We start from the raw sequence: 19,495 nt of genomic DNA, 5'->3' as shown, positions 1-19,495 counted from the left end.
ATCATGGCGATTCGAATTGGCGAAGAAGCCCCTGACTTCACCGCCGAGACCACGCAAGGCACGATCCATTTCCATGAATGGATCGGAGACGGCTGGGCCATCCTGTTTTCGCATCCGAAGGACTTCACGCCCGTCTGCACGACCGAACTCGGCTATATGGCTGGCCTCAAGCCCGAATTCGACAAGCGCAACACCAAGATCATCGGCCTGAGCATCGATCCGGTCGGCGACCACTCGCGCTGGGCCAAGGACATCGAGGAAACACAGGGCCATGCGGTCAACTATCCGATGATCGGCGATGCCGACCTGAAGGTGGCCAAGCTCTATGACATGATCCACCCCGAAGCCAGCGGCGGCCCGCGCACCGCCGTGGATAACGCGACCATCCGCTCAGTGTTCTGGATCGGGCCGGACAAGAAGATCAAGGCGATGCTGGCGTATCCGATGAGTGCCGGCCGCAATTTCGACGAAGTCCTGCGCCTGCTGGATTCGCTGCAGCTCAACGCGAAGCATGCCGTGGCGACGCCGGTCAACTGGAAACCGGGAGATGACGTGATCATCCCGACGTCGGTTTCGGACGAAGACGCACGGAAGAAATACCCGAATGGCTTCAAGACGTTGAAGCCCTACCTTCGGGTGGTGGCCCAGCCAAAGTAAGGAGAATGGCGGGCGGTAGCGCCCGTCCGGTCCGCGTTTCCGGGTGTCGCCTCATACTTAGGTATGAGGCGGACGGGGCCCCCGGGAAAACTATCCACAGGAACAGTGGATATCCGGCCTATTGACAACCGCACAAGGCGCGCCGGCATTGGAAAAGACTGGCGTGCCTAATTTATAGGCAACAGGACGGCGTGGGGAAATGGTTGCGTCCGGGGCTGTTCTGTGCCTCATGCGATACAAGTTGACCACGCCGGGCGGCGTTCAGTGCACCAGCACGCTGCGCAACGTCTCGGCAAGTTCCTTCGCGACGAACTTGGCGACATAGGCGTTGGCGCCCACCTTGCGCACATGTTCCTCACTGGCCTCGCCGGAAAGAGATGAATGAATCACGACCGGCAGCGATTTGAGGCGGCTGTCCGCCTTGATTTTGCGGGTCAGCGTGAAGCCATCCATCTCCGGCATTTCCAGGTCGGTCAGCACCAGCGCCACTTCGTCGTGGATCGAACGGCCGTTGCTGGCGGCTTCAGCGGCCATGCTGTCGAGCAGATCCCAGGCTTCCTTGCCGGACTTGGTCATCAGCACCGGCGCGCCCAGCGCCTTCAGGCTCTGCTCGATCAGCCCGCGCGCGAGCGCGGAATCGTCGGCGGCGATCACCTTGGTGCCAGGCGGCAGGGTGAGCTGGGGGCCAACCGCTTCCGGAACCACGTCCGGCTGGCGCGACGGCAGCACGTCGCGCAGGATCTGTTCGACGTCCAGTACCTGCACCAGGCGCGCGTTGTCCGTGCCGGCGTCGAGCTTGGCGATGCTGGTGACGTGGCCCGTGCGCACGCTGGCTTCGGCTGAATGGACCTGGTTCCATTCCAGGCGCACGATTTCCTCGACGGCCTCGACCGCAAACCCTTGCGTCGAGCGCGCGTATTCGGTCACCAGCAGGATGCCGAGGCCGTTTGCTGGCTTGCAGCCAACCAGGCGCGGCAGGTCGATGACCGGAATCACCTGGCCGCGGATGTCGGCCATGCCCAGGATCGACGGATCCGCGCCGACGACGGTGGTGACCGGCGGCATCACCAGGATTTCGCGGACCTTAAAGACGTTGATGCCGAACAGTTCGGACTGGCCTGTATGCTCGGCGTCGCCCAGCCGGAACAACAGCAGTTCGAACTGGTTGTTGTTGGTCAGGTTGGTGCGTTCGTCGATGTCCCTCATCGAACTGCTCATGTGATGCTCCCCTTGCGTGCCGAATGGCTAATTAGTTTGCCGCTGCGGTAGGTGCGGTCTGCGGCCCGGCGGCAGGCGGACAGCAGACGTTCGATGTCTGGATATCGGCAACCGGACTCGGGGATTTAAGCAGGGCTTAAGGGGGATTGATCTGATTCACGCAACGACTTTGCACCGGATCATGGCGGCGGAATGCCCGCGATACGCGATACAGCGAATCAGCCGCCAGCGAGTGCCTGCAGGATGTGGACCTCGTCATCGTCGTGCAGCGGCGCGTCGAGCCGCATCCACTGCACGCGATTGACGAAGACGCGGATATACGGCCGCAGCTTGTCCTGCTCATCGACAATGCGGAAACGCATGCCGGGAAACTGCCGGTCCAGGTCCTCGAGCAACTGGCCGATGCTCTTGCCATGGGCTTCCACGACCGACTGCTGATCGGTATAGGAAAGCAGCGGCGAGGCAATATGGACGCGCATGCTGACTCCCTTGAGCGTCAGACCGGCCGCGCCGACTGGACCGCGTAGATGTGCGGCAAGTGGCTCGCAATGCACTGCCAGTGTTCGCCTTCATCGGCACTGGCCCAGATCTCGCCGCCGGTGGTGCCGAAATACACCCCCACAGGCGCGTGCGCGTCGGCAGTCATGGCCTGGCGCTTGACGGTGAGCCAGGCCTGATCGGTGGGCAGGCCACGATCCTGCCGCTGCCACGACTCGCCTGCGTCGCGCGTGACATAGACCGCGGGCTTGCCGCCGGGGCTCACGCGGGGCCAGACGTCGCTGCCATCCATCGGGAAGACCCATACCGTGCGTGGATCGCGCTGATGCACGACGATCGGGAAGCCGATATCCCCAACCTCGCGCGGCATGGCGTCGCCGATGCGCTTCCACACCCCTTCGCGCCGGTCCATGCGATAGATGCCGCAGTGGTTTTGCTGGTACAGGATGTCAGGCGCAGCCGGATGCTGCACCACGCAGTGCGGGTCATGGCCGAATTCGACGTTGGGGTCCGGCAGGAAATTCGCGGCGCAACCGCGGTTCAGCGGCTTCCAGTCGGCACCCGCATCGGTGCTTTCGAATACGCCGCCGCTCGACATGCCGATGTAGAGGTGCTTCGGATCGCGCGGATCGACAAGGATGGAATGCATCTTTGGGCCGTCGGGCGTGCCGTCCTGTTCGCCGCCGGTCCAGGCGCGCCGCATCGGGTGATCATTGAAGCCGGCCACCGGCTCCCAGCTCGCACCGTGATCGGTACTGCGGAACAAGCCTTGCGGAGAGGTGCCGGCATACCACGTGCCGGGTTCGGACGCATGTCCGGGCGTGAGCCAGAAGACATGGTCCACCACGCGGCCGGTTTCACCTTCGGGGGCCTTGTTGAACGCCGGTGGGCGCGTGGCCTCGGTCCAATTGCCGCCGCCGTCGTCCGAACGGAATACCGTCGGTCCCAGATGGCCGGTGCGCGCCGCCATCAGCATGCGCTCCGGTTCCCGCGGATCCTGCACGATGTGGTGGATGGTGTGCCCGAGGAATACCGGCCCACGCAGTTCCCAGGTGCGGCGCGCGGGGTCACTGGCCAGGAACCACGCGCCCTTGATCGTGGCGACCAGCAGCATGACCGGGCCGGATTCCGGAGCTGACGTCTTGTGGGGTTCGGTTTGCGGTGCCGTGCTAGCTGTCATCATGGCTCCCTGCGGAACTGCCCCGCCGTGGGGCATGTGCTACCGAGTCTAGTCCATGTAGACAGTGTTCACAATTGCAATATTGCGGCGGCATGCAACCCGTCTGACTAGGGAAGTCCATCGAGAATCCTGTTCGTTGGCCGCTGTTGAACGCAGATCTCAGCCTGATAGTTGGACATTCAGTGCCCGATGTGGCATAAGAGTCTTTGGTCGGCGGCAAATTGCCCAGCCGACTCTATGCCCCCACTACCTTGCCGATGCCCCTGTCGCTCCACGCCACCGCCTCGCTTCGCCATGCCACGCATGGCGCGGCCGCGTGCGCGTCGGAGATGGTCACGCGCATCGGCCTGCCGGTAATCCCGGCCTGCCTGGCCGTGCTTTTCCTGGCCGTGCGGACAGCTCGGCGGACCTCCGTCCCGACCTGAGCTTTCCCGCACGGCACTTTGCATGCGGCTGCCGCGTTGGCAGCCGCGAACCATCGTGCATTCAGGAGAAAGCCATGCCATCCATCTATCGCCGCACGCTTTGCGCCATGGTGGCGCTCGTCATTCTGTACGTCGCCTTCAATAGCTGAGGAGCACGCCATGACCATGACGTTTGCACTGCGCGACCCGGCGCAGGTACTGGCACGCGCGTTGGAATTGCGCGTCGATGTCAGCCCCGAAACTGCCGAAGTGGAACACGAACTCGGCGCGCTGCATGACCGCATGCGCCGCCCGGGCGACCGGCTGCATGACATGCCTCACATGCCAAGCGGCCTTCCCGGGCTGCGCCTGCGCTATCGCGAGGCCGATGGCGAGATTTTCGTGTATGTGGAAGATGTGGCCAGCCGCCAGCTGGCTGGCTTTACGGTTTTCAACCGGCTGATTGAAGTCGGCCGGCGCGCCGACCCGTGGGTGCGATCGCCGCACACGAAGTTTGCGCCGGCCTACCAGCGCCTCGGCCTGGCGTCAGGCCTCTACCGCTGGGCGCTCGATGGCGGGCTATGCCTGCTCAGCGGCGCGCGGCAGTCGGCGGGCGCTCATGCGCTATGGCAGTCGCTCGGCCGGCGGTACGCGCTTGGCTATGTCGACCTGCGCTACAAGACCCTCACCTCGCTGGGCGAGCAAGTCAGCGCGGTAGTGAAGGACGATCTGCATACCCGCATGTTGCTGCTCGGGCATGGCTGGACGCTGGGACGCTTCAAGGAAGCAACGGGGATGTACTGAGTCTGCAGTGGGCCGCGTTCACAGCCAGGTGATCGGCGCGGCCTCGCGCGCGTTCTGCACATGCAGCGCCCAGCCCCGCGCGAAATACTCGCGCACGCGGGCGCTCAGAGACTTGCCGCTGCCCATGCGGGCGTATGGGACAACACTGCGGGAAGGGTCTGCAGGGACTGCGGGACGGCGGCTCGGCGACTGGCGATAGAGAGTGTCAGCAAGGACTTGCATAAGAGATTCCTGATAGAAAATAAGCGCATAGGACCGCACTTTTCGTTCGATCCGAGGGTTATCCCTAGTATAGCGAAGTCGCCCCAAAGACATACGGGTCAATACCTATAGGCCCCATTCGAACTGGCTGATAATGGCGACCCCTCTCTGAATGGCCTCGGCGCCACCGGCCGCTGGCGAGACGGCAAGTCATCACATTCACTATTCCGCTGCGGACATACCGCGCATTTTGTCGGGGTTATGACGACGCGCCGCGCGTCACCTAGCCTTCAGCCTTGCCCAGATCGCGCCCGTCCAGAAGGCGAAAGACAGCCGGCACACCGATAAAACCGGCCGCGGCGCGAGCGCCACGGCCGATACCTAGAACCACGTGAGACAAAGCCTGTTCGCGGCCCCTTCCCGCCAGCCGTGGCAGCGCCCAGCAAGGAGACAGATCATCATGATCGAACAGCCCTATCCGTCAGTGACGGAAGTCGATTCCGCGCGCCCCGAAGTCAAGAACAAGCTCGACGCCTACTTCCAGATCACCGCCCGCGGCAGCACGCAGCGGCAGGAACTCGTGGCAGGCGTGACGACCTTCATGGCCATGGTCTACGCCGTCTTCGTCGTGCCGGGCATGCTCGGCAAGGCCGGCTTCGACACCAGCGCGGTATTCGTGGCGGTGTGCCTGACCACGGCCTTCGGCTCGCTGCTGATGGGGGTCTGGGCCAAGCTGCCGATCGCGATCGGCTGTGCCATTTCGCTGACCGCGTTCATGGCCTTTGGCCTGGTGCTCGGGCAGGGGCTGTCGCCGGCCGTGGCACTCGGCGCCGTGTTCCTGATGGGCGTGGTCTTCACCGCGATCTCCGTGACCGGCGTACGTTCCTGGATCCTGCGCAACCTGCCAGCCGGCGTGGCCCACGGCGCGGGGATCGGCATCGGCCTGTTCCTGCTGCTGATCGCGTCCAATGATGTCGGCCTCGTGGTCAAGAACAGCGGCGCTGGCCTGCCCGTGGCGCTGGGCAAGATCACCGCGTTCCCCGTCGTGATGTCGGTGCTGGGGCTGGCCGCCATCTTCGGCCTGGAGCGCCGGCGCGTGCCGGGCGGCATCCTGCTGGTGATCGTCGCCATCTCGGTGCTGGGCCTGATCTTCGACCCCGCCGTGAAGTTCACTGGCGTCTTCGCGCTGCCGTCGCTGAGCGCACCGGGCCACCAGTCGCTGATCGGCGCCATGGACATCCGCGGCGCACTGTCCGCCGCCGTGCTGCCCAGCGTGCTGGCGCTGGTGATGACTGCCGTGTTCGATGCCACCGGCACGATCCGCGCCGTCGCGGGCCAGGCCGGCCAGCTCGACGCCAATGGCCACATCCGCAACGGCGGACGCGCGCTCACGGCGGACTCGGTCAGTTCGATCTTCTCCGCCATCTTCGGCGGCGCACCGGCCGCGGCCTACATCGAATCGACCGTCGGCGTTGCCGCCGGCGCCAAGACCGGCCTGACCGCAGTGGTAGTCGGCCTGCTGTTCCTCGCAGTGATGTTCTTCTCGCCATTGGCCGGCCTGGTGCCGTCGTACGCCACCGCACCGGCGCTGATGTACGTGGGCCTGCTGATGCTGTCGAGCGTCTCGCGCCTGCATATGGACGACCTCGTCGATGCACTCGCCGGTCTGGTCTGCGCGGTATTTATCGTGCTGACTTGCAATATCGTCACCGGCATCATGCTCGGCTTCTGCACGCTGGTGGTCGGCCGCATCGTTGCGGGCGAATGGCGCAAGCTCAATGTCGGCACCGTAGCGATTGCCGTAGCACTGGCTGCGTTCTATGCCGGAGGCTGGGCGATCTGAAATCGATATGCCAATCGGACAACTGCTGCCTCTGGCGCGGTTGTCCGCAGTGAATTCAACGATGTCTCCTCTGCCGCCACAGCGGTGGATTTATGCCCTGGGATTCCTGCTTTCCCGGGGCTTTTTTTCTAGCCGGCGCGGGCTTCTCGTTGGGGCTGGGTTATCGCTCCTGGCAAGTGCTGCTGTTTCGCCGGCGTAGCCGGCGACTTACTCTTTTGTCCTAGCGACAAAAGAGTAAGCAGAAAAGCGCGTCGTAGCCGCTGGCCATCAATTCCACGGCGGCAGTGGCTCAAACGGCTTTGGACGCCTGCCACGGAGGTCAGCCGTTCGACCCTGCTACGCGTAGGTTTTCAGCGCGGTGCCTGACGCCAACCGGATTTTGAACAAGCCCCGACCACGTATAGGTACAGCGTTCCAATAGCGGCAGGGGTGGAACGCTTTCGGCTGTGCTGCGCGCGCGTCTTCGTCTGGGGGCAAGCTCATCAACGTCGCTGGCGCCCGAGGTCCATTTCCTCTCTTTAATTCGCGCATGTCATGCCTGGGCATCGTCACCGAGGCGTGGCGTACCCTGGGCCTGCGTGCTCAGACTAGGGCTCTACGCGCAGCGCAGCCGAAGGCAATCACACGGTATCGCTCGCAGCAGGGGCCACCAGCGCTTGCAGGGCTCGTTCAATCAGCGCTTTATTCCTGACCACGGTGGTGCCCCACGCGGCAGGCAGCGTGAAGAACTCTGAAGCCCATACCCGTACAACACCCCTGGCGCACTACGATAAAAATTCGCCCCTTTGGGGCAACCAAAACGCGCTTTTGCCTACTTTTGTCGCTCGGACAAAAGTAGGTCGCCGGCTACGCCGGCGAAACAGCGGCGCATGCCAAGAACAATACTCCCTGCAATTCGTCGAAGAACTTCTTTAGCCTTTGCCAAAGCATCAACCAGCATTGCTATTGCCCCCGCCTCCACCCGTTATTTCCCCCAATCCCACACTCTGTAACAATAGACCCGTGCAATCTGCGTTATATTTTGTAAAATTTTTTTGTGTCCACCGCCGCATGACAATGCCAAATCGGCATGTAGTTCCAGTACCATGCAGCGGCCTATTGCAGAAAAAGGGGAATATAAATGGCGACATACAAGCAACTTCTTGCGGAAAAAGAAGCGCTCGAAGCCAAGCTTAATGAAGTAAGGGCGACTGAAGTCGCCGGCGTGATCGACCAGATCCGCTCGCTGATGTCCGAATACGGTCTGACCCCGGACGACATCGCGCCGCGCCGCGGCCGTGGCCGGCCGGCTGGTTCGAACACCGCCACCAAGAAAGAGCACGCTCCGCTGCCGGCGAAGTACATGGATCCCAAGACCGGCAAGACGTGGTCCGGCCGTGGCCGCGCCCCGGCATGGCTGGGCAAGCGCCCGGAACGGTTCCTGATCGAGTCGTAATTCAGTCGTCGTCCCCGCCGGCCGCCCCTGGGGTCAGGGGCCGGCGCTTCCCGGCAGTCTCAGGACGCCTGGCAGACGTATTCCTTCCTCAGCGCGCGAAAGCCTTGCTGCGTCGGCTCGACCATGGGCCGCGCACCGCCTGACGGCAACGGTTGCAGGCGCAGCACCTGTGCCGAGCACTGGCTCGCCGTCTCGTCACGCTTGTAGCGGATTTCATATTGCGCGCCCGCCTCGGGCACGAACGACACGCCTGCCGCGCAACGCAATTCGGGCGCGGGTGGCGCGGCCATCGAACTCACCCCCACATAGATCCGTCGGCCGGCCTCGACCTGTCGCTCGCGCGTGCGCGACGGCGACTCGGGCGAGCTCCCTGCCATGTCGAGTCCGCGGTCCTTGCCGATTGCCGAAAGCTGTTTGCCGGTGCCGGCCAGTACCAGCGGGCGCGCCGGTACCGGGCATTTGGCCGGGTCCACCACTGTGAAGGTGGTGTTGTCGTCGGTATCCGTCATCAACCGTACGCTGGCCGCCGGCGCGCCCGAGGGCACGCGATACTGCGCCACGCAACCAGCCGCCATGACAGCGGCAACCAGCATCGTCAGGATCGGTACTGCCGTCAGCCCTTGGTTTCGCATGGGATCGGAAGGAAGGGAATGCAGGCGGGGACGCCGAACGGCAGCGGCAGGCCGGGGCGGACTGCTCAGCATACCCTCAGGCCGGGCGTCGCGTCGACAGTGAAAACCCATGTTGAAAAACCGCGAGGATATCCACAGAATCTGTGGATATCCTCGCCCGTCACCCGCCAAACGCCGTGTCTGTGCGTCAACGCACCGGACCGCCCATTTTTTAGGCACCGGTTGCACTGGGGCGCGCCCCGTCAGGCCAGACGCTCCCACGGCGGATTCTCGCCAAAGCGTTCGGCCAGGAAATCCACGAAGGCCCGAACGCGCGGCGGCACCAGCCGGCGTTGCGGCATGACCGCGTAGATGCCCGACTCCGCCAGCGGATAATCGGCCAGCACCGGCACCAGTTGTCCCTTGCGCAGCGCCGCGCAAACGTGCCAGGTCGAATGCAGGGCGATTCCCAGACCGGCCAGCGCGGCATCCGACAGCAACTCGCCAGAGTTGGCCTCGATCGGTCCGCGCACCCGGACGGCGATCTCACCGCCCGCCCCATCGCCGATGTGCCAGACGTCCTGCCGCCCCTGGCTGCCCACCAGCACCAGGCAATCATGGCTGGCAAGGTCCTGCGGCGTGCGCGGCGTACCCCGGCGGCTCAGGTATTCCGGCGAGGCACACAACAGCCGCCGGTTGCTGGCCAGCTTGCGCGCAACCAGCGTCGAATCGTCAAGCGTGCCGATCCGGATCGCCAGGTCGAACCCGGCGCTGACAAGGTCCAGCACGTTGTCGGTCATGGTGAAGCTGAGCTTCAGCCCGGGATGGATCGCCATGAATTCCGGCAGCAGCGGCGAAATATACAGGCGCCCGAACGACGACGACGTGGTCAGCCGCAAGGTACCGGAGATGCCGCTACCTGCCTGGCGCAGCGAGCTGCCCAGCGCATCGAGGTCTTCGACGAGCGCGCGGCCCTGCTCCGCCAGGATCGCGCCCTCCGGGGTCGCGTGCAGGCGTCGCGTCGTGCGATGCAGCAGTCGGACGCCGAGATCGCGTTCGAGCCGCTGCAGGCGCTGGCTAGCCACCGCCACGGACAGATCCATGCTGCGCGCGGCGGCACTGATCGAACCGAGATCCAGCACACGGAGGAACAAGCCGATATCGCCGATGCGGTCCATGATTATCAATATTCTATTGAAACTGATTATCCATCTTGCCTGTTTTTAATGAAGATGAAAAGGTTGACACTCCAGTCTTCCCGCACTCCCACCCTGCGATCCACAACCGCCCCCACCATGTCGAACCCAATCTCCTCCCCGCCACGCAGCAACCGCATGCCCATTGCGCTCTATGCGCTGACCGCTGGCTCTTTCGGCATCGGTTGCGCCGAATTCGTCATCATGGGCCTGCTGCTGCAAGTGGCCACTGACTTGCACGTCAGCATTGCCGCCGCCGGCATGCTGGTTTCCGGCTATGCGCTCGGCGTGTTCGCGGGCGCGCCGGTGCTCACCCTGCTGACCCGCCGCATGCCGCGCAAGGCCGTGCTGCTCGCGCTGATGGTCATCTACACCGTCGGCAATGCGGCCTGTGCGCTGGCGCCCGACTACACCACGCTGATGATCGCGCGCGTGCTGACCTCGCTCACGCATGGCACCTTCTTCGGCGTCGGCGCCGTCGTGGCGACCGGGCTGGTGCCGGCCGAGCGCCGCGCTTCGGCGATCTCCGTCATGTTTTCTGGCCTCACGCTGGCCACGCTTCTAGGCATGCCCGCCGGCGCATGGCTCGGCCTGCATCTCGGCTGGCGCGCCACCTTCTGGGCCATGACGCTGATCGGCGTGGTGTCGCTGGCGGTGATTGCCGCGCTGGTGGACAAGAGCCGCGACCAGAGCGCCCCGGTTGCGCTGCGCGAGGAGCTCCCCACCGTCGTACGTCCGCAGGTACTGCTAGGCCTGCTGATGACCGTGCTGCAGTCGGTCGGTGTCTTTGCCGTGATCACCTATGTGCAGCCGCTGCTGACGCGCGTGGCGGGCTTCAGCGAAAGTGCCGTGTCGCCGATCCTGCTGCTGTTCGGCGGCGGCATGATCCTCGGCAACATCCTGGGCGGACGCTTCGCGGACCGCCAGCCCACCACGGCGCTGCTGGGCTCGCTCGCGACGCTCACCGGTGTGCTGGCCGCCATGACCTTCGCGGTCCACAGCCAGCCGGCCGTCGCGATCTTTGTCGGCATCCTTGGCGTGGCCGCATTCGCCACAGTGTCGCCGTTGCAGCTTCGTGTGCTGCACCACGCCAGCGGCGCAGGCCAGAATCTCGCGTCGAGCTTCAATATCGCGGCCTTCAACCTCGGCAACGGGATCGGCGCGTGGCTGGGCGGCACGGTGGTCGATCACGGCCCGGGCCTGGGCGCGCTGCCGTGGGTCGCTGCACTCGCACCGCTGGCCGCGCTGCTGGTGGCGTGGCTGAGCGTGAGGAGGGAACGGGGCGGCACTGGCGTCGGCGTGGTGGCCGGGATGGGGTAGGACTCGACGGCAGATACGAATCCGCTGCTTCTTGTCCCGCTGTTACCGGCAATCTGTGCGCTGTCAGCCGGCCTTCCCATCGATCCTCGGCCGCATCAGCCGTGGGGCATAGACGACCGCATAGATCACGAAACCGGCCACCCAGCAAACCGCCGCGCCGTAGATCCAATGCAGATAGCCGGCCGGCCAGGCCAGCGGCCCGATCACCCGCAACACGGCGGCTGCGGCCACCAGCCAGTACGCGGCGGTCTCGGCTGCACCGGCCGCCAGCATCCGCCCCGTGTGGCCGAGCGCCGTGCGCGTGACCATCGCTATGATCGCGCCGCCCAGCACGCCCACCGTGAACGCATGCGTAGCGATGCCTGCCATCACGAGCCCGAGCGCCGCAGCCGCCTGCAGCACGAAAGCCAGCGGCAGCCACGCATAGGCAAGGTGCAGCGACCACAGCAGCGGCCGGTTACCCACCGCATAGCCACGCCAGCCAGCCACGCGGATGCCGAGCACCACCGCCGCGGGCACGGACAGTGCCGCAGCCAGCCAACCCGGCAGCGGAACCAGGCCGGCCAGCTGCCCAAGCACCGCCGCAGGCACGACAAGCCGATCCACCTTCGGATACTGACGCAGACGGAAGCCTGGGATCGCATTCGTGGTGAACATCGGAATCACGCGCCCGCCGATCACGATCACGAACAGCGTGATCAGGGCGACTCCGGCCTGGCACGCACGCAACGCGCCATTCGTGTGGCCGCTGGCCTGCAATCCGAGGCTCACCACATTGGCCAGCGCGAGCAGCCACAGCGCAAACGCCAGCGGATAGTTGCGGCGATTGCCGCCGCGCACCAGCGTGCGCGTGAATGCGAGCGCGGCCAGCGGCAGGAACGCGGCGTCGATCCATGAAGCTGGCGCGCCGGTGCCAAACCACATCGCACCGCGTCCGCCCAGCCAGAGCACGAACAGGGAGGCCAGCAGCACGCCGGTCGGCGTGGGTTGCCCTGTCCATGCGCGCCCTGCCGTGAACAGGAAGCCGACGACGATCGCCGCGGCAAAACCAAACACCATCTCGTGCGCATGCCACAGCATCGGCGGCAGCGCGGCGGACGGCGCTGCGAGCACGCCGCCAAACACGGCAGCCCATACCGCCACGGCAATGGCCGCGAAGATCGCGCCGCCCAGGTAGAACGGCCGGAAGCCAAGTGCGAACAGCGCAAAGCCGCGCGGCGGCGGCCCCGTCTCCGGCGACTTGCGCGGACCGCGTGCGGGCAGGATCGGGATGGTTTCCATGATGGGCGCTGGCGAGAAGTTTGATCCGTGTCACGGGTTGATACCGTGTCCAGGCGGGCTGCAATCACGATATCACCGTGATGCGGCCGCCGTCCTCCGCCGATGGAACTAGCTCCACCAGCAGGTTCCGCGGCGTGGCGGCTTGTGCTCCCGGCGAATGGTCAGCCGCAGCGGTCGTGCCTACGCTGGCATCACCGTCAAAGTTGACACAGGAGCATGGCCATGGCCACCCCCACACGCGCGGCGCGCATGCCGGAGCCCGTCCCTTCCGGGGCATGGACGACGCTGGCATCCAGCACGTTCGCCTTCACCATCTGCTTTGCCGTCTGGATGCTATTTGCCGTCCTCGGCATCCCGCTCAAGAAGGAACTCGGGCTCAATGAAACCGAGTTCGGCCTGCTCGCCGCTACGCCCGTGCTGAGCGGCTCGCTGATCCGCGTGCCGCTAGGCCTGTGGACCGACCGCTACGGCGGCCGTGTCGTGTTCTTCGTGCTGATGCTGGCTACCGTCATCCCGATCTGGCTGATCTCGTACGCGCACACGCTGTGGCAACTGCTGGTGCTCGGCCTGTTCGTCGGTCTGGCGGGCGGTTCGTTTTCCGTCGGCACGCCTTACGTGGCACGCTGGTTCCCGCGTTCTCGCCAAGGGCTCGCGATGGGGATCTTCGGTGCCGGTAACTCCGGTGCCGCGCTGACCAAGTTTGTCGCACCCGCGCTGATCCTCGCCGCTGGCACCTGGGAAATCGTGCCGCGCGTGTATTCGGTGGCGATGCTGGTGACGGCCATCGTGTTCTGGCTCGGGTCGCGCAGCAATCCCGCCCACCGGGTGATGACGAGTGCCGGCTGGCGCGAGCAGCTTGCCGTGATGCGCGACCCGCGCGTGTGGCGCTACTCGCAGTACTACTCGGTGGTGTTCGGCGGCTATGTCGGCCTGTCGCTGTGGATGACCAAGTACTACATCGGCGAATACGGCTTCGATATCAAGGTGGCCGCCTTCCTGGCCGCCTGCTTCTCGCTGCCCGGCGGCGTGCTGCGCGCGATCGGCGGCTGGATCTCCGACCGCTACGGCGCGCACCGCACCACGTGGTGGGTCATGTGGGTGAGCTGGGTCGGCTTCTTCCTGCTGAGCTACCCGCAAACCGACTTCGTGATCCACACCACCACGGGCCCGCAGAGCTTCCGCATCGCGCTGACGCCAGCGGTGTTCACCTTCCTGCTGTTCGTGGTCGGCATTGCGTTCGCCATCGGCAAGGCCTCGGTCTTCAAGTTCATCTCGAACGATTTCACGCACAACATCGGCGCCGTCTCCGGCGTAGTCGGGCTCGCAGGCGGGCTGGGCGGCTTCGTGCTGCCGATCCTGTTCGGCGCGCTGGCCGACCTCACCGGCGTGCGCAGCAGCTGCTTCATGCTGATGTACGGCACGGTGTGCGTAAGCCTGGTCTGGATGCACTACAGCCAACGCGCCGAACGCCGGCGCAAGGAGCAAGCAGTCGGCCTGACTCAGACCGCCTGACGCCTTCCTGACATCCCTCAACACTTAAGCACACTGTCATGTCCACTTCCGTACTGACCCGCTGGGAGCCCGAGAACAAGGCCTTCTGGCAGAACACCGGCGAGCGCATCGCCTACCGCAACCTGTGGATTTCGATCCCCGCGCTGATGCTGGCCTTCGTGGTCTGGATGCTGTGGAGCGTGGTCGCGGTCAATCTTGATCGCGCTGGCTTCCAGTTCACCAAGAACCAACTGTTCTGGCTCACCGCACTGCCCGCTTTGTCCGGCGCCACGCTGCGCATCTTCTACTCGTTCCTCGTCCCGGTGTTCGGCGGTCGACGCTTCACCGCGATCTCCACGGCGCTGCTGCTGATTCCTGCGCTCGGCATGGGCTTCGCGCTGCGCGATCCGTCCACGGGCTACCCGACGCTGCTTGCGCTCGCCTTGCTGTGCGGCTTCGGCGGCGCCAACTTCAGTTCGTCGATGGCCAATATCAGCTTCTTCTTCCCGAAGGCGAAGAAGGGCCTGGCTACAGGCCTCAATGCGGGCATCGGCAATCTCGGCGTGTCGGTCGTTCAGTTCGTCACGCCGCTCGTGGTATCGGTGGCCGTGTTCGGCACGCTTGGCGGCGAGCCCCAGCAGTACCAGGCCGGCGACGCCATGAAGAACCTGTGGCTGCAGAACGCGGGGTTCATCTGGGTGCCGTTCATCGTGGTGTCGTCGCTTGCCGCATGGTTCGGCATGCATGACATCGCCGACGCCAAGGCGTCCTTCGCTGACCAGGCCATCATCTTCAAGCGCAAGCACAACTGGCTGATGTGCTGGCTCTACGTGGGCACGTTCGGCTCGTTCATCGGCTTCTCGGCCGGCCTGGCGCTGCTGACCAAGTCGCAGTTTCCGGGCGTGAACCCGACCGCGTATGCGTTCCTCGGGCCGCTGGTCGGCGCACTGACGCGTCCCGTGGGCGGCTGGATCTCCGACAAGCTTGGCGGCGCGCGCGTCACGCTGTGGACGTTTGTCGGCATGATCGCCGCCGTGTTCGCCGTGCTGGACGCACTGCCGCATGACGGCGCAGCGGGCAGTTTCCCGGCATTCCTCGCAGCCTTCGTCGCGCTGTTCGCGCTGACTGGTGTCGGCAACGGCTCCACGTTCCGCATGATTCCGGTGATCTTCCTGACCGAACGCCAGCGTGCCGCCAAGGGCAAGGGCGACACGGCGCAGAAGCAGGCATTGCAGGAAGCGGGCAAGGAATCCGCCGCGGTGCTCGGCTTCTCCGGCGCGATCGGTGCCTACGGCGGCTTCTTCATCCCCAAGAGCTTTGGCACGTCGCTGGAACTGACCGGCTCCGCCGACGCCGCGCTGTATTGCTTCATCGCGTTCTACGTGAGCTGCGTGCTGGTGACGTGGTGGTGCTACGCGCGCCGCAACGCAGCCATGCCTTGCTGATGTGCTGCCGGCCGGCCTAGTTCGACAGAACTAGGCCGGCGCCCGCCGACTAGCCCGAACGCACCGCGCGGCCTGTTCCACCAGCGAATTGGCGCGCACTTTACTCCCCCATAAGCTACGAGTGTCCCTGCAACGGCCTCACGCCGCGCGCAGCAAGCATTCGCGGAGAACAAGAGATGAGTCACTTTCTGGATCGACTGAAGTTCATGTCGCGCGTCAAGTCCACGTATGCGGACGGGCACGGCGCGGTGGTGAACGAGGACCGCAAGTGGGAAGACGGCTATCGCAGCCGCTGGCAGCACGACAAGATCGTGCGCTCCACGCACGGTGTGAACTGCACAGGCTCGTGCTCATGGAAGGTCTATGTGAAGAACGGCCTGATCACCTGGGAAACCCAGCAGACCGACTACCCGCGCACCCGCCCCGACCTGCCCAACCATGAGCCGCGTGGCTGCCCGCGTGGTGCATCGTACAGCTGGTACGTCTATTCCGCCCAGCGCGTGAAGTACCCGATGATCCGTGGCCGCCTGATGGAAATGTGGCGCGAGGCCCGCAAGACCATGGATCCGATCGCGGCCTGGGAATCGATCAGCCAGGACCCGGAAAAGGCGAAGCGCTATAAGAGCGTGCGCGGCCAGGGCGGCTTCGTGCGCGCCGACTGGAACACCGCGACCGAGATGATCGCCGCCGCCAACGCATTCACCGTCAAGAAGTTCGGCCCAGATCGCGTGATCGGTTTCTCGCCGATCCCGGCCATGTCGATGGTCTCCTACGCCGCTGGCGCGCGCTACCTGAGCCTGCTCGGCGGCGCTTGCCTGTCGTTCTACGACTGGTACTGCGACCTACCGCCCGCGAGCCCGCAGATCTGGGGCGAACAAACCGACGTGCCCGAATCCGCCGACTGGTACAACTCCACCTACCTGATGGTGTGGGGCTCCAACGTGCCGCAGACGCGCACGCCGGACGCGCACTTCTACACTGAGGTGCGCTACAAGGGCACCAAGACCGTGGCCGTGTCTTCCGACTTCGGCGAGATGGTCAAATTCGGCGACATCTGGCTGGCCCCGAAGCAAGGCACCGACGCCGCGCTGGCCATGGCCATGGGCCATGTCGTGCTCAAGGAATTCCACGTCACCCGCAAATCCGCCTACTTCCGCGACTACATCAAGCAGTACACCGACATGCCGATGCTGGTGCTGCTGCGCGACAACGACGGCACCCTGGTGCCTGACCACTTCCTGCGCGCCTCGCATCTGGCCGACAACCTTGGCGAAGCGAACCATCCCGAATGGAAGACACTGCAGATCGACGACGCGACCGGCGAGATCCTCGCACCCAATGGCTCGATCGGCTTCCGCTGGGGCGAGGCCGCGCATAACGAAGGCGAAAAGGTCGGCCGCTGGAACCTGGAGATGAAAGACGGCGGCAGCGGCCGCCATATCGATCCGCGCCTGTCGCTGCTGGGCAGCCACGACGAGGTCGCCGAAGTCGGCTTCCCGTACTTCGGTGGCGAACACGACGCGCTGCTGCGCCGCCGCGTACCGGCCCGCCGCGTGACGCTGGCCGATGGCACCACCGCGCTCGTGGCAACCGTGTACGACCTGCAGCTCGCTAACTATGGCGTCGACCAGGGCCTGGGCGGCCCGAACGTCGCGGCCTCCTATGAGGATGATGTCCCCTACACGCCCGCCTGGCAGGAGAAGCACACCTCGGTGCCGGCCAAGCTCGTCATCCAGGTCGCGCGCGAGTTCGCCGACAACGCGGACCGCACGCAAGGCAAGAGCATGGTCATCGTCGGGGCGGCGCTGAACCACTGGTACCACAACGACATGATCTACCGCGGCATCATCAACCTGCTGATGATGTGCGGCTGCGTCGGCAAGAGCGGCGGCGGCTGGGCCCACTATGTCGGCCAGGAAAAGCTGCGTCCGCAGTTCGGCTGGGCGCCGCTGGCCTTCGGGCTCGACTGGTCGCGGCCGCCGCGCCAGATGAACGGCACCTCGTTCTTCTATAACCACACCAGCCAGTGGCGCCACGAGAAGCTCGGCGTCGACGAGATCCTGTCGCCGACCGCGGACAAGGGCAAGTACGACAAGATGTCGCTGCTCGACCTCAACGCAAAGTCTGAACGCATGGGCTGGCTGCCATCCGCGCCGCAGCTCGGCAGCAACCCGCTCGACGTGGTCGATGCAGCAGAACGCGCCGGCAAAGACCCGGTGGCCTACACCGTGGAGCAACTGAAGTCCGGCAACCTCCAGTTCGCGTGCGACGACCCCGACAACCCCGCGAACTTCCCGCGCAATATGTTCGTGTGGCGTTCGAACATCCTGGGCAGCTCGGGCAAGGGTCACGAGTACTTCCTGAAGTATCTGCTCGGCACGCAGAACGCCGTGTTCGGCGACGAGAACGACGCAATCAAGCCCACTGAAGTCAAGGTACGCCCGGCCGCCGAAGGCAAGCTCGACTTGCTGACCGTGCTCGATTTCCGCATGAGCACGACCTGCCTGTACGGCGACATCGTGCTGCCGACCGCCACGTGGTACGAGAAGGACGACCTCAACACGTCCGACATGCATCCGTTCATCCACCCGCTGTCGGAGGCCGTGCAGCCGCTGTGGGAAAGCAAAACCGACTGGGAAATCTACAAGGCCATCGCGAAGAAGTTCAGCGAGATTGCCGGGCCTTACCTCGGTACGCGCAAGGACCTGGTCTGCACGCCGCTGCTGCACGACACCCCCGGTGAGCTCGGCCAGCCGTTCGAGCCGAAGGACTGGAAGCATGGCGAATGCGACCTGATTCCGGGCAAGACTGCTCCGTCGATGACGGTGGTTGAGCGCAACTACGCCGACATCTACAAGAAGTTCTCTTCGATCGGCCCGCTGCTCGACAAGATGGGCAACGGCGGCAAGGGCATCAACTGGGACACGAAACACGAGGTCAGGGAGATCGGTGAACTAAGCAAGACCGTCACCGAGCCTGGCGTGAGCCAGGGCCGCCCGAAGCTGGAAACCGCGATCGATGCGGCCGAGATGATCCTGACCTTCGCGCCCGAGACCAACGGCCACGTCGCGGTGAAGGCGTGGGATGCGCTGTCGAAGATCACCGGCCGCGACCACACCCACCTGGCCGAAGGCCGCGAGCACGACAAGATCCGCTTCCGCGACGTGCAGGCACAGCCGCGCAAGATCATCTCGGCGCCGACATGGTCGGGCCTTGAATCGGAAGAAGTCAGCTACAACGCCGGCTACACCAACGTGCATGAACTGATTCCATGGCGCACGCTGACCGGCCGGCAGCAGTTCTGGCAGGACCATCGCTGGATGCTCGACTTCGGCGAAGGCTCGTGCGTGTACAAGCCCGCCATCGACACCAAGACGGTCAGCCCGATGCTCGGCAAGAAGCCGAACGGCAACCCCGAGCTGGTGCTGAACTGGATCACGCCGCACCAGAAGTGGGGTATCCACTCCACCTATTCGGACAACCTGCGCATGCTGACGCTGTCGCGCGGCGGTCCGCATGTGTGGATCTCGGAGGTCGAAGCCAAGGCCAACGGCATCCGAGACAACGACTGGGTGGAAGTGTTCAACGTCAATGGCACGCTGACCGCCCGCGTGGTGGTGTCGCAGCGCGTGCCGCAGGGCATGTGCCTGATGTACCACGCCCAGGAAAAGATCGTGAACGTGCCGGGCGCCGAGACCAGCCGCATGCGTGGCGGCATCCATAACTCGGTCACGCGCGCCGTGACCAAGCCCACGCACATGATCGGGGGCTACGCGCAGCTTGCCTACGGCTTCAATTACTACGGCACCGTGGGCAGCAACCGCGACGAGTTCGTGATCCTGCGCAAGATGAAGAAGGTCGACTGGCTGGAAGGGCCGCTCGTGGAAACGACAGTGAAGGAAGGAGCCTGA

General features: G+C 64.8%; 15 protein-coding genes. 8 read left to right on the top strand and 7 right to left on the bottom strand.

Going from position 1 to position 19,495, the window contains the following annotated elements:
- Positions 1-3 precede the first annotated feature (3 nt).
- Positions 4-657, top strand: coding sequence for a peroxiredoxin (locus ACIGJG_RS23965; protein ID WP_011301098.1), 654 nt, complete (start codon positions 4-6; stop codon positions 655-657).
- A gap of 261 nt (positions 658-918) precedes the next feature.
- Here the strand turns inward: ACIGJG_RS23965 and ACIGJG_RS23960 are convergent, their stop codons facing one another.
- From ACIGJG_RS23960 to ACIGJG_RS23950, 3 genes are all read right to left on the bottom strand, one after another.
- Positions 919-1,875, bottom strand: coding sequence for a chemotaxis protein (locus tag ACIGJG_RS23960; protein WP_011301099.1), 957 nt, complete (start codon positions 1,873-1,875; stop codon positions 919-921).
- A gap of 218 nt (positions 1,876-2,093) precedes the next feature.
- On the bottom strand, positions 2,094-2,354 hold the full coding sequence (locus ACIGJG_RS23955) for a MoaD/ThiS family protein (RefSeq protein ID WP_011301100.1): 261 nt from the start codon (positions 2,352-2,354) through the stop codon (positions 2,094-2,096).
- Between the two features lie 17 nt (positions 2,355-2,371).
- Entirely contained in the window at positions 2,372-3,556 is a 1,185-nt protein-coding gene (locus ACIGJG_RS23950) for a glycosyl hydrolase (protein WP_483674016.1), read from the bottom strand.
- A 581-nt stretch (positions 3,557-4,137) separates the two neighbouring features.
- Between ACIGJG_RS23950 and ACIGJG_RS23945 the strand changes: the two genes are divergently transcribed.
- Positions 4,138-4,761, top strand: coding sequence for an N-acetyltransferase (locus ACIGJG_RS23945; protein ID WP_483674015.1), 624 nt, complete (start codon positions 4,138-4,140; stop codon positions 4,759-4,761).
- A gap of 18 nt (positions 4,762-4,779) precedes the next feature.
- On the opposite strand, the gene ACIGJG_RS23940 is transcribed toward ACIGJG_RS23945, so the two are convergent.
- Positions 4,780-4,983, bottom strand: a complete 204-nt coding sequence (locus ACIGJG_RS23940) for a hypothetical protein (protein ID WP_041680282.1) — start codon at positions 4,981-4,983, stop codon at positions 4,780-4,782.
- 439 nt (positions 4,984-5,422) lie between these two features.
- Here ACIGJG_RS23940 and ACIGJG_RS23935 point away from each other — a divergent pair, with 439 nt between their 5' ends.
- Both ACIGJG_RS23935 and ACIGJG_RS23930 read left to right on the top strand, forming a co-directional pair.
- Complete coding sequence (locus ACIGJG_RS23935; RefSeq protein ID WP_011301103.1) at positions 5,423-6,805, top strand: NCS2 family permease; 1,383 nt, start codon at positions 5,423-5,425, stop codon at positions 6,803-6,805.
- A gap of 1,120 nt (positions 6,806-7,925) precedes the next feature.
- Positions 7,926-8,240 carry an H-NS histone family protein gene (locus ACIGJG_RS23930; RefSeq protein WP_220630084.1) on the top strand — a complete coding sequence of 105 codons (315 nt, stop codon included), beginning with the start codon at positions 7,926-7,928 and terminating at the stop codon, positions 8,238-8,240.
- Positions 8,241-8,299: 59 nt separating this feature from the next.
- On the opposite strand, the gene ACIGJG_RS23925 is transcribed toward ACIGJG_RS23930, so the two are convergent.
- Entirely contained in the window at positions 8,300-8,872 is a 573-nt protein-coding gene (locus ACIGJG_RS23925; protein ID WP_258234489.1) for a hypothetical protein, read from the bottom strand.
- A 242-nt stretch (positions 8,873-9,114) separates the two neighbouring features.
- The gene (locus ACIGJG_RS23920; RefSeq protein ID WP_140949456.1) at positions 9,115-10,029 is read right to left on the bottom strand and encodes a LysR family transcriptional regulator; all 915 of its coding nucleotides are present in this window, start codon (positions 10,027-10,029) and stop codon (positions 9,115-9,117) included.
- A gap of 156 nt (positions 10,030-10,185) precedes the next feature.
- On the opposite strand from ACIGJG_RS23920, the gene ACIGJG_RS23915 reads away from it, so the two are divergent.
- The gene (locus ACIGJG_RS23915) at positions 10,186-11,367 is read left to right on the top strand and encodes an MFS transporter (RefSeq protein ID WP_245001793.1); all 1,182 of its coding nucleotides are present in this window, start codon (positions 10,186-10,188) and stop codon (positions 11,365-11,367) included.
- A gap of 63 nt (positions 11,368-11,430) precedes the next feature.
- On the opposite strand, the gene ACIGJG_RS23910 is transcribed toward ACIGJG_RS23915, so the two are convergent.
- Positions 11,431-12,648 (bottom strand): NnrS family protein, encoded by a 1,218-nt coding sequence (locus ACIGJG_RS23910; protein ID WP_483674014.1) that lies wholly within the window; start codon positions 12,646-12,648, stop codon positions 11,431-11,433.
- Between the two features lie 222 nt (positions 12,649-12,870).
- On the opposite strand from ACIGJG_RS23910, the gene ACIGJG_RS23905 reads away from it, so the two are divergent.
- The 3 genes from ACIGJG_RS23905 (at position 12,871) to ACIGJG_RS23895 (ending at position 19,495) form a co-directional block, all read left to right on the top strand.
- Complete coding sequence (locus tag ACIGJG_RS23905) at positions 12,871-14,160, top strand: MFS transporter (RefSeq protein WP_011301114.1); 1,290 nt, start codon at positions 12,871-12,873, stop codon at positions 14,158-14,160.
- Between the two features lie 38 nt (positions 14,161-14,198).
- The gene (locus ACIGJG_RS23900; protein ID WP_483674013.1) at positions 14,199-15,584 is read left to right on the top strand and encodes a NarK family nitrate/nitrite MFS transporter; all 1,386 of its coding nucleotides are present in this window, start codon (positions 14,199-14,201) and stop codon (positions 15,582-15,584) included.
- Between the two features lie 176 nt (positions 15,585-15,760).
- Positions 15,761-19,495 carry a nitrate reductase subunit alpha gene (locus ACIGJG_RS23895; protein ID WP_140949452.1) on the top strand — a complete coding sequence of 1,245 codons (3,735 nt, stop codon included), beginning with the start codon at positions 15,761-15,763 and terminating at the stop codon, positions 19,493-19,495.

The sequence above is a fragment of the Cupriavidus sp. C1SS-2L genome (assembly GCF_057073735.1).
Note: the sequence above shows the minus strand (reverse complement) of the source record. Positions and strands in the feature narration are given on the sequence as shown.